This is a genomic window from Haemophilus haemolyticus, from assembly GCF_001008205.1.
Taxonomy (GTDB): Bacteria; Pseudomonadota; Gammaproteobacteria; order Enterobacterales; family Pasteurellaceae; genus Haemophilus; species Haemophilus haemolyticus_Q.
The window spans coordinates 19,650-29,051 of record NZ_LCTK01000018.1 but is presented as its reverse complement, the minus strand read 5'-3'; the positions used below and the strand labels follow the sequence as shown (position 1 = coordinate 29,051).

General features: G+C 37.0%; 11 protein-coding genes. 10 read left to right on the top strand and 1 reads right to left on the bottom strand.

What is annotated here, in order from left to right:
- The 10 genes from AAX18_RS08990 to hflC all read left to right on the top strand — a co-directional run.
- Positions 1-291, top strand: a 291-nt coding sequence (locus AAX18_RS08990) for a hypothetical protein (protein WP_230599542.1), incomplete at its 5' end; no start/stop codon positions are given.
- Between the two features lie 73 nt (positions 292-364).
- A complete protein-coding gene (gene fabD, locus AAX18_RS04300) occupies positions 365-1,303 on the top strand; it encodes an ACP S-malonyltransferase (RefSeq protein WP_046953077.1) in 939 nt (312 codons plus the stop codon).
- A 12-nt stretch (positions 1,304-1,315) separates the two neighbouring features.
- Positions 1,316-2,044 (top strand): 3-oxoacyl-ACP reductase FabG, encoded by a 729-nt coding sequence (gene fabG, locus AAX18_RS04295; protein ID WP_005627320.1) that lies wholly within the window; start codon positions 1,316-1,318, stop codon positions 2,042-2,044.
- A 272-nt stretch (positions 2,045-2,316) separates the two neighbouring features.
- Positions 2,317-2,547 (top strand): acyl carrier protein, encoded by a 231-nt coding sequence (gene acpP, locus AAX18_RS04290; RefSeq protein WP_005627318.1) that lies wholly within the window; start codon positions 2,317-2,319, stop codon positions 2,545-2,547.
- Positions 2,548-2,751: 204 nt separating this feature from the next.
- Positions 2,752-4,083: an anaerobic C4-dicarboxylate transporter gene (locus tag AAX18_RS04285; protein WP_005627315.1), complete on the top strand. Its 1,332-nt coding sequence runs from the start codon at positions 2,752-2,754 to the stop codon at positions 4,081-4,083.
- Between the two features lie 60 nt (positions 4,084-4,143).
- Positions 4,144-4,851, top strand: coding sequence for a 4'-phosphopantetheinyl transferase family protein (locus AAX18_RS04280; protein WP_005627311.1), 708 nt, complete (start codon positions 4,144-4,146; stop codon positions 4,849-4,851).
- A gap of 332 nt (positions 4,852-5,183) precedes the next feature.
- The gene (locus AAX18_RS04270; protein ID WP_046953076.1) at positions 5,184-5,555 is read left to right on the top strand and encodes a hypothetical protein; all 372 of its coding nucleotides are present in this window, start codon (positions 5,184-5,186) and stop codon (positions 5,553-5,555) included.
- 124 nt (positions 5,556-5,679) lie between these two features.
- Positions 5,680-6,042 (top strand): hypothetical protein, encoded by a 363-nt coding sequence (locus AAX18_RS04265; protein ID WP_046953075.1) that lies wholly within the window; start codon positions 5,680-5,682, stop codon positions 6,040-6,042.
- Between the two features lie 752 nt (positions 6,043-6,794).
- A complete protein-coding gene (hflK, locus tag AAX18_RS04260) occupies positions 6,795-8,030 on the top strand; it encodes an FtsH protease activity modulator HflK (RefSeq protein ID WP_032825326.1) in 1,236 nt (411 codons plus the stop codon).
- A complete protein-coding gene (gene hflC / locus AAX18_RS04255) occupies positions 8,030-8,917 on the top strand; it encodes a protease modulator HflC (RefSeq protein ID WP_005625632.1) in 888 nt (295 codons plus the stop codon). The genes hflK and hflC overlap by 1 nt, the downstream gene beginning before the upstream one ends.
- Before the next feature lie 42 nt (positions 8,918-8,959).
- Here hflC and AAX18_RS04250 read toward each other — a convergent pair whose 3' ends face one another.
- Positions 8,960-9,394 (bottom strand): methyltransferase family protein, encoded by a 435-nt coding sequence (locus tag AAX18_RS04250; protein ID WP_046953074.1) that lies wholly within the window; start codon positions 9,392-9,394, stop codon positions 8,960-8,962.
- Between the last annotated feature and the right edge of the window lie 8 nt (positions 9,395-9,402).

Here is a 9,402-nt window from a genome sequence, read left to right as displayed (position 1 = left end):
TCCCCGAATTTATCGGAGCATTATTTAAAAAGTGCGGTTAATTTTGAATTCATTTTAAGAACAAAAAATATTTTGAGTTTTGATCGCACTTTAAATCTGAGAAAGAACAAATTGGGTTCCCTTCTTTTCCACCTTTGTGGAATTGAATTTGTAGGAAATTTTCGTCTGTTTGAGCGTAGCGAGTTCAGAAAATTTCCGTTAAGCAAATTCAATGGAACAAAGGAAATAAGGAAAAGCAGGGTCGCTTTTTTTTTTGCTTACTTTTTCTTTGGCGAGGCAAAGAAAAAGTAAGTCGCCATCGGCGAAACCCGATTTTAATTACTGACGAAGAATTCTCAATTAAAAAACAATAGGACAAAACATAATGAAAAAATTCGCAATGGTCTTCCCAGGCCAAGGCTCCCAAACTGTCGGTATGCTTGCTGATCTTGCAACTGAATATCCAATCGTTACTGAAACATTTAAACAAGCATCTGATGCTCTTGGATATGATTTATGGCATCTTGTTCAACAAGGCCCAGTTGAAGAACTCAATAAAACTTGGCAAACTCAGCCTGCACTTTTAGCTGCATCTGTAGCTATTTATCGCGTATGGCAAGAAATATTTCCTCAATTAAAACCAGAAGTGATGGCAGGCCATAGCTTAGGTGAATATTCTGCGTTAGTTTGTGCTGGCGTGTTGGATTTCCAAGATGCGATTAAATTAGTGGAATTGCGCGGAAAATTAATGCAACAAGCTGTGCCTGAAGGCACTGGTGCAATGTATGCAATTATTGGTTTAGATAATGAAGCGATTATTAATGCTTGTAAACAAGCGGAAGAAGGTGAAATTGTATCAGCAGTGAACTTTAACTCACCAGGCCAAGTCGTTATCGCTGGTGCGAAAGCTGCAGTTGAGCGTGCGGCTGCATTATGTAAAGACGCGGGAGCGAAACGTGCATTGCCATTAGCGGTGAGCGTACCTTCTCACTGTGCCTTGATGAAACCAGCAGCAGAGCAATTAGCTGTAAAACTTGAGAATATTCAAATTAATACACCAACAACATCAGTATTAAATAACGTTGATGTGAAAGCTGAAACTGAAGGTGCAGAAATTCGTACCGCACTTGTTCGTCAGTTATATAGCCCAGTTCGTTGGACTGAAACAGTTGAAAAAATGGCGCAAGATGGTGTTCAAGCGCTTGTTGAAGTGGGACCGGGTAAAGTATTAAATGGTTTAACTAAACGCATTGTGAGTGATTTACAAGCAATATCTGTAAATGATGTTGCATCATTCAATGCTGTAGAAGAATTTTTAGCGTAAAAGGAAGAAAAAATGCAAGGTAAAATTGCTTTAGTGACAGGGGCTACTCGTGGTATTGGCCGTGCGATTGCAGAGGAACTTAGTTCAAAAGGTGCATTTGTAATTGGTACTGCAACATCTGAAAAAGGTGCAGAGGCAATTTCTGCATATTTAGGAGATAAAGGTAAAGGTTTAGTTTTAAACGTAACGGATAAAGAATCTATCGAAACTTTACTTGAGCAAATTAAAAATGATTTTGGCGATATTGATATTCTCGTAAATAACGCAGGTATTACTCGCGATAATTTATTGATGCGTATGAAAGATGATGAGTGGTTTGATATTATGCAAACTAACTTAACTTCGGTGTATCATCTTTCTAAAGCCATGTTACGTTCAATGATGAAAAAACGTTTTGGTCGTATCATTAATATTGGTTCAGTGGTTGGTTCAATGGGTAATCCAGGACAAGCTAACTATTGTGCGGCAAAAGCGGGTGTGATCGGTTTTTCTAAATCTTTAGCGAAAGAAGTGGCTGCACGAGGTATTACTGTAAATGTGGTTGCACCAGGTTTTATTGCAACGGATATGACAGAAGTGCTTACTGATGAACAAAAAGCGGGTATTTTATCTAATGTTCCTGCTGGTCGTTTAGGTGAAGCCAAAGATATTGCTAAAGCCGTTGCTTTCTTAGCTTCTGATGATGCGGCTTACATTACGGGCACAACCTTGCATGTAAATGGTGGTTTATATATGAGCTAATGCTGAAAATCAGCATTTCTCTTTATTTAGACTTGAGCGGTGTTCTAAACACAAAATCATAGCCAAAGATTTTAGATAATGTTAGAATCCCATTCGCAGTGTAGCTTGGTTACGCCTTGAGCGTATGCAAAGGTACGTAACTATTTTTAATGTGTGTATTCAGATTGCCCATTTTGTGGTGCGACCAGCCTATAAAATAGTTGCAAGTTGATAAAAAATACATACACTAACCGCTCTTTTATGAGTTAAAACCAACAAAATAGGAAAAACAAATGAGTATTGAAGAACGCGTGAAAAAAATCATCGTTGAACAATTAGGTGTTAAAGAAGAAGATGTTAAATCTGAAGCTTCTTTCGTTGAAGATTTAGGTGCGGACTCTTTAGACACAGTTGAATTAGTAATGGCTTTAGAAGAAGAATTCGATATCGAAATTCCAGATGAAGAAGCTGAAAAAATCACAACTGTTCAATCTGCGATTGACTACGTGCAAAACAATCAATAATTTCAAGTTGGGCGACTTTTTAAGTCGCCTAATTTTTTTCAAAAATTTCTTTCTAACATCACCGCACTTTTCTCTTATTCCAGCATTGTAAAATTGATCTGAATTATCTTTTAATTCAATTCTTGCTCTAAAATTTAAAAAATATCTAGTTTTATTCCTCAAAAAGGGTATTATTTTTACAGTTTTTTTATTTTTGAGGTACTTATGCTTTATTTAGAATTTTTATTCTTATTATTAATGCTTTATATGGGCAGCCGTTATGGTGGTATCGGATTAGGCGTTGTTTCTGGTATCGGTCTTGCTATCGAAGTTTTCGTATTCCGTATGCCAGTGGGGAAAGCACCGATTGATGTAATGCTCATCATTCTTGCAGTGGTGACTTGTGCATCCGTACTTGAAGCTGCAGGCGGTTTGAAATTTATGTTACAAATTGCCGAACGCATTCTCCGTAAAAATCCAAAACGTGTAACTTTACTCGGCCCATTAGTCGTGTATTTATTAACGTTTATGCTTGGTACTGGTCACTCTGTTTACACAATTATGCCAATCATCGGCGATGTTGCATTGAAAAACAAAATCCGTCCAGAACGTCCAATGGCTGCCTCTTCGGTGGCATCTCAATTAGCCATCACATCTAGCCCACTCTCTGCAGCTGTTGTCTTCTATCTAGGTAAAATTACTGCAATGCCTGGTTTTGAGCATATTAGTTTGTTAGATATTATTTGTGTGACTGTTCCTGCAACCTTAGCGGGTACCATAGCGCTTTCTTTATATAGTATGCGTCGTGGTAAAGAGTTGGAACAAGATCCTGAATATCAACGTCGTTTACAAGATCCAGTATGGCGCGAACGTATTTTCAATACCACAAGCACAACATTGAATGAAGCCCTTCCACAAGGCGCTAAAAAATCAGTTTATTTGTTCTTATTAGCATTAGTTGTGATTGTTGCGATTGCGATGATTCCTGAAATTCGTACTATCGGTAGCGGAAAAGCGATTTCCATGTCACTAATCATCCAAATGATGATGCTTTGCTTTGGTGGTGTGATTTTACTTGCAACGAAAACGAATCCTCAAATCGTGCCAAATGGCGTGGTATTTAAGTCTGGTATGGTGGCAGCGATTGCGATTTATGGTATTGCTTGGATGAGCGATACATACTTCCAATATGCAATGCCAGAATTTAAAGCCGCGATTACTGACATGGTTCAAACTTATCCTTGGACATTCGCATTGGCATTATTTGCAGTTTCAGTCGTAATTAATAGCCAAGCTGCAACCGCAGTTATGTTATTACCTGTGGGTATTGGCTTAGGTATTCCAGCACCAATCTTGGTTGGTTTAATGCCAGCAACTTATGCCTATTTCTTTATTCCAAATTATCCATCAGACATTGCAACAGTAAACTTTGATGTAACGGGTACAACGAAAATTGGTAAATATTATTTTAACCACAGTTTTATGGTGCCAGGTTTAATTGGGGTTGTTGTCGCTTGCTTGGTAGGTGTTTCTGTGGCGGAATTAGTGATTCGCTAATTTACACACAAACTAAATCCTTTTAATATAAAAGCACCTTTGAATGGTGCTTTTATTTTTATGACAACCTACATCGCCTACGGCAATATAAATCAACCTTTTTCTTTGGAATCCTTACCCGATGAACTGATTCCAGAAAATCTGTATCAAATTGAAACGGATAGTTCGCGTGTTTTTCAGCGTCATCAGTGCCGTCGGCTTGCCCACTTATTACTTTTCCAACTTCTAAAAATAGCAGGAAAATCCACCGCACTTTTATCTCAAATTCATCGTACTGAAAGTGGCAGACCTTATTTTCTAGATGATCGAATAGATTTTAATATTAGCCATTCTGGTGATTGGGTGGCGGTAATATTAGATATTAGAAATGAAGAAAAAAGTGCGGTGGGAATTGATATTGAATTTCCTAAAATAAGAAATTTTACGGCGTTGATGGAACATATTGCACCAAAAGAAGAAATTGATTGGTTTCATCATCAGCAGGATTCTTTGAAGGCTTTTTATCATTGTTGGTGTTTGAGAGAGGCTGTATTGAAATCCCAAGGATTTGGAATCGTAAAATTATCCAATGTTCGTCATTTTCCTGAACAACAAAAAATTTTTTCAGATTATTGCCCGCAGGGGAAGTTGTGGTTTACTGATGAACTCCCTATTTATTTAGCCGCTTTTGTCAATCATCAAGAAAAATTACCGCACTTTTATGAGTGGAGTGGGGAACGATTGCAACTTAAAATACTACAAGAATTCAGCTTTTATCATGTGAACTAGAGGGGCTATTATTATATTTAAAACCTCACCGTAAGGAGCCGTCAAAATAGTGATTAAGCGCAAGAAATCAGTAAACAAATTAGCCTTATTAAAAAAGGGATTGATGATTACGGCATTGGTAGTGAAAAAGACCTGGCGATTCGTGCGGTGACAGCAGCATTACAAGCAGCGGCACAAAACGATACTTTGGCTGGATATAGTATGGGAGTAGAAGGTTGTTATTATCGGTGTATAGGTTACGGCGAAACAATTTCGTCTACGCCTAAGAAAATACTTTCAATTGGTGTTGAGCAGAGATTCTCAATTGAGACTGAATACACGGAGAAATTAAAATGAATAATGTATTGAAATTTTTATTTATATCTTGTTTCTTTTTTCTTCTCTTATCTTTGTTAAAAGAAGGTGCTGTTGATAAGGGAAAAAATAATAAAAAAAAGCAAGATATTTATATGCTTGTTTTGGAAAGATATAAAGATAAAATTGTTGATATATCTGATTCTAACAGGACCTATGCGTCTGTAAAATTCTACATAAAAGAAACTAATTATAATGAGTTAAATGATTTTATATTATCTCTAGGGTTTGTTAAGGTTAGTGATGGAGATTATTGTAAAGGTGAACAATATATGGGAGTAAACTTTTATGATGGACTATTTTTTTTAAATTATTTTTATCCTGATTTAGATATATGTCATTTGAAGTAGATAGATTTAATCAGGATATTGTGGGAACTCTTATCAAGGTAAAGATACATCAGCCAGTGATTTAGCTTGGAGCGGTACAACAGGATTTATTACTGGTGGAATAAATTTTAAAACGACATTGATAGTGAATACCGTGAGTTCAGGCTTGCAAGGATATTTTGAGTCTAATGAGGATTCAATTAAACATGCTGGTTATAAAGCGGTTTCATCTGCTATCGCAACTTCATTGGGTGGAGCTGTAGGTAAAAGTATGGAAAAAGCCGCTGATATGGCTATTCTAAAAGGTCTTAGTAAAAATCGGAGTTATTATAATCCTGAGTATAGAAATAGGAGCTTTTATTATACTGGTTATGAGGATTATAAGAAATATCCGGTTAGATTGGGGGTTGCAGCTGACTCGTTTACAGGTGAGTCATTAAATAAATTTTTAGAAAGCGATGAGCAAGATATTAGAAATTTTTCCAGAGAGAGTTTATATGCTAAGTAGATTAATGAGTTTTTTAGTTTATTTTACTGGTTATTCTTTGTTCGTGTTTATATTTTGTTTTGTTGGTATGTCTTCTCTTATTATATTATTTAAATTTATTGTGAGTTTTGGAAATATCTCTATGAAAGATATTCTTGACGTATTGTCATTTAACTTATATAGTTTTTCCAGATTATCACCATTAATAGTATTATCAATTCTTATATCTAAAAAACTAAGAGGTGGATAGTATAGAAAGTGTTTAATTTCTGATGTTAAGTTATTAGAAATTTGTAGTCTGTTTGATATTTAAATAGACTACAATTTAAAATACAGAAGTACAAAGTGCGGTCTCTTTTAAAGAGTTTTAAAACTTCTCAAAAATTGACCGCACTTTTTGTATTTTCAATTATGCTTGTGTTAAGTAAACCTTATAACTTTACATCCAATCTAGCGTAAGCACACCCAATTTTCTACGGAAATATCACGAGAGAGCAAGACCCCTAAGCTGCGATGAGAATTAACATTGCTTTTTCTGAAAATATGCGTATTGCTATTAAAGGTAATCTTAATTTAAAAATCTGTTAAGGCTGTAACTGCTACGATAGCAAACAGCAAAAGCTATCTAACGCTAATGGCAAAAAATCTCCGCGCCTAAGGGGCATAACTTAAAAGTGCGGCGAAATTAATGGTTATCCCCTCTTGCATTTTCATAGACGCGCCCCATTTATTTAGCTAAACTCTTAACAATTTTTTGACAAATGGAGAATGAAATGTCACAGAACGGTTCAGATCGCGATCCTTGGAGCAAACCAGGGCAAAGCAACGACCAACAGCCGGGAAATTCATCCAATAATAATGGATGGAATAACAATAAAAATCGTGGGAATCAAGAACAATCTCCGCCAGATATTGAGGAGATTTTTAATAACCTTCTCAGAAAATTAGGTGGTGGAAATAAAAAGAGCGGTCAAAACAATGGTAGTTCTCAAAACAGTACGCCATTTAATTTTGGAAAAGTGGTGCCGCTTGCTGTTGCCATTGGTGCGATTATTTGGGGCGTAAGTGGTTTCTACACTATTAAAGAGGCTGAGCGTGGTGTGGTGCTTCGTTTTGGTGAATTGCATTCTATTGTTCAACCTGGTTTAAACTGGAAACCAACATTTGTAGATAAAGTATTGCCAGTGAATGTCGAGCAAGTTAAAGAACTTCGCACACAAGGTTCGATGCTGACTAAAGATGAAAATATGGTTCGTGTGGAAATGACCGTGCAATATCGTGTGCAAGATCCTGCTAAATATCGTTTTAGCGTGACGAATGCTGATGACAGTCTAGGTCAAGCGACTGACAGTGCATTGCGTTATGTGATTGGCCATATGTCAATGAATGATATTTTAACAACAGGCCGTGCGGTTGTTCGTGAAGATACGTGGAAAGCGTTAAATGACATTATCAAATCCTATGATATGGGACTTGAGGTTATTGATGTGAACTTCCAATCTGCGCGTCCTCCAGAAGAAGTAAAAGATGCGTTTGATGATGCGATTAAAGCTCAGGAAGATGAACAACGTTTCATTCGTGAAGCGGAAGCCTATGCCCGAGAGAAAGAGCCGATTGCGCGTGGTGATGCACAACGTATTATTGAAGAGGCGACAGCTTATAAAGATCGTATCGTGTTAGATGCACGAGGCGAAGTGGAACGTTTGCAGCGTTTGTTGCCTGAATTTAAAGCTGCGCCAGATTTACTGCGTGAGCGTTTATATATTCAAACCATGGAAAAAGTCATGGCAAATACCCCAAAAGTGATGCTTGATGGCAATAATGGTAACAATTTAACTGTATTACCCTTAGAACAAATCATGGGTAAAAAAGTATCAGCTAAAGCGCCAGCCGTAACAGAAAGAGCGGTAGAATCTGCGCCTGTTTTATCACAGCCAGAGCGTATTAATCATTCTTCAAGCCAACTACCAAGCACTGTTGAGCCGATTCGCCAAGGGAGATTTAACTAATGCGTAAATTTTTATTACCAGCTATTTTTGTCATTGCGGCAGTAGTGTATTCTAGTGTCGTGGTCGTGACGGAAGGTACTCGCGGTATTATGTTGCGATTCAACAAAGTACAACGTGATGCAGATAATAAAGTGGTGGTATATGAACCAGGCTTGCATTTTAAAGTGCCTTTGATTGATAGCATTAAAGTTTTAGATGCACGTATTCGTACTTTAGATGGATCGGCAACACGTTTTGTTACTGTTGAGAAAAAAGACTTGCTAGTAGATTCTTATGTGAAATGGAAAATTAGTGATTTTGGTCGATTCTACACATCTACTGGTGGTGGCGATTATACCCAAGCGTCAAGTTTGTTAAGCCGTAAAGTAAATGACCGTTTGCGTTCTGAAATTGGTACAAGAACTATTAAAGACATCGTTTCTGGTACGCGTGGTGAATTAATGGAAGGTGCCAAAAAAGCTTTAAATTCAGGGCAAGATAGTACGGCAGAATTGGGTATTGAAGTGATTGATGTGCGTGTAAAACAAATTAATTTACCGGACGAAGTATCTTCTTCAATTTATCAACGTATGCGTGCAGAACGTGATGCAGTTGCGCGAGAACACCGTTCTCAAGGTAAAGAAAAAGCTGCATTTATCCAAGCCGATGTAGATCGTAAAGTGACGTTAATTCTTGCTAATGCAAATAAAACTGCACAAGAATTACGAGGCTCAGGCGATGCTGCAGCGGCAAAATTATATTCAGATGCTTTTGCTCAAGAACCACAATTCTTTACTTTTGTTCGTAGCTTAAAAGCCTATGAGGCGAGTTTTGCAAGCTCTGACAATATGATGATTTTAAAACCAGATAGTGATTTCTTCCGCTTTATGCAGGCACCGAAGAAATAGATTTAAAATTGATAAAAACACCTTCATCGTGAAGGTGTTTTTTTATAGCCAGCGTCTTACTTTTTGTTTGTAACGACGATATTCATCGCCAAATTTATTTTCCAAATAGGCTTCTTCTCGGGCTATTTGAAAGCGATTCATCACTAGTATAAAGACAATCACGCCTAACCAAACCAAACTATTACCTAACCAAAGAGCCCACGCAATTAACATTAATAGTAAATTTAAATACATTGGATTACGGCTAAATCGAAATATGCCTGTAGAAACTAATTCTGTTGTATGTTTAAAATCATGGGGATTAATGGTCGTTTTGCGGATAAAAAATTGTAATACACTGCCCCCAGCAATTAAAAATGAAAGAGTGATAACAAAGACAATAACTGCAAAATGGACAGAATAACTCGCTACTTTTGGCAAAAAATACATTGCAGTGCCAATTAATAAGCAGAGTAGTGGTGGTGGAATAAATAACATCGCTAAAC

Coding starts and splice junctions, on each gene's coding strand:
- fabD (WP_046953077.1), top strand. CDS start 365: ATGAAAAAATTCGCAATGGTCTTCCCAGGCCAAGGCTCCCAAACTGTC.
- fabG (WP_005627320.1), top strand. CDS start 1,316: ATGCAAGGTAAAATTGCTTTAGTGACAGGGGCTACTCGTGGTATTGGC.
- acpP (WP_005627318.1), top strand. CDS start 2,317: ATGAGTATTGAAGAACGCGTGAAAAAAATCATCGTTGAACAATTAGGT.
- AAX18_RS04285 (WP_005627315.1), top strand. CDS start 2,752: ATGCTTTATTTAGAATTTTTATTCTTATTATTAATGCTTTATATGGGC.
- AAX18_RS04280 (WP_005627311.1), top strand. CDS start 4,144: ATGACAACCTACATCGCCTACGGCAATATAAATCAACCTTTTTCTTTG.
- AAX18_RS04270 (WP_046953076.1), top strand. CDS start 5,184: ATGAATAATGTATTGAAATTTTTATTTATATCTTGTTTCTTTTTTCTT.
- hflK (WP_032825326.1), top strand. CDS start 6,795: ATGTCACAGAACGGTTCAGATCGCGATCCTTGGAGCAAACCAGGGCAA.
- hflC (WP_005625632.1), top strand. CDS start 8,030: ATGCGTAAATTTTTATTACCAGCTATTTTTGTCATTGCGGCAGTAGTG.
- AAX18_RS04250 (WP_046953074.1), bottom strand. CDS start 9,394: ATGTTATTTATTCCACCACCACTACTCTGCTTATTAATTGGCACTGCA.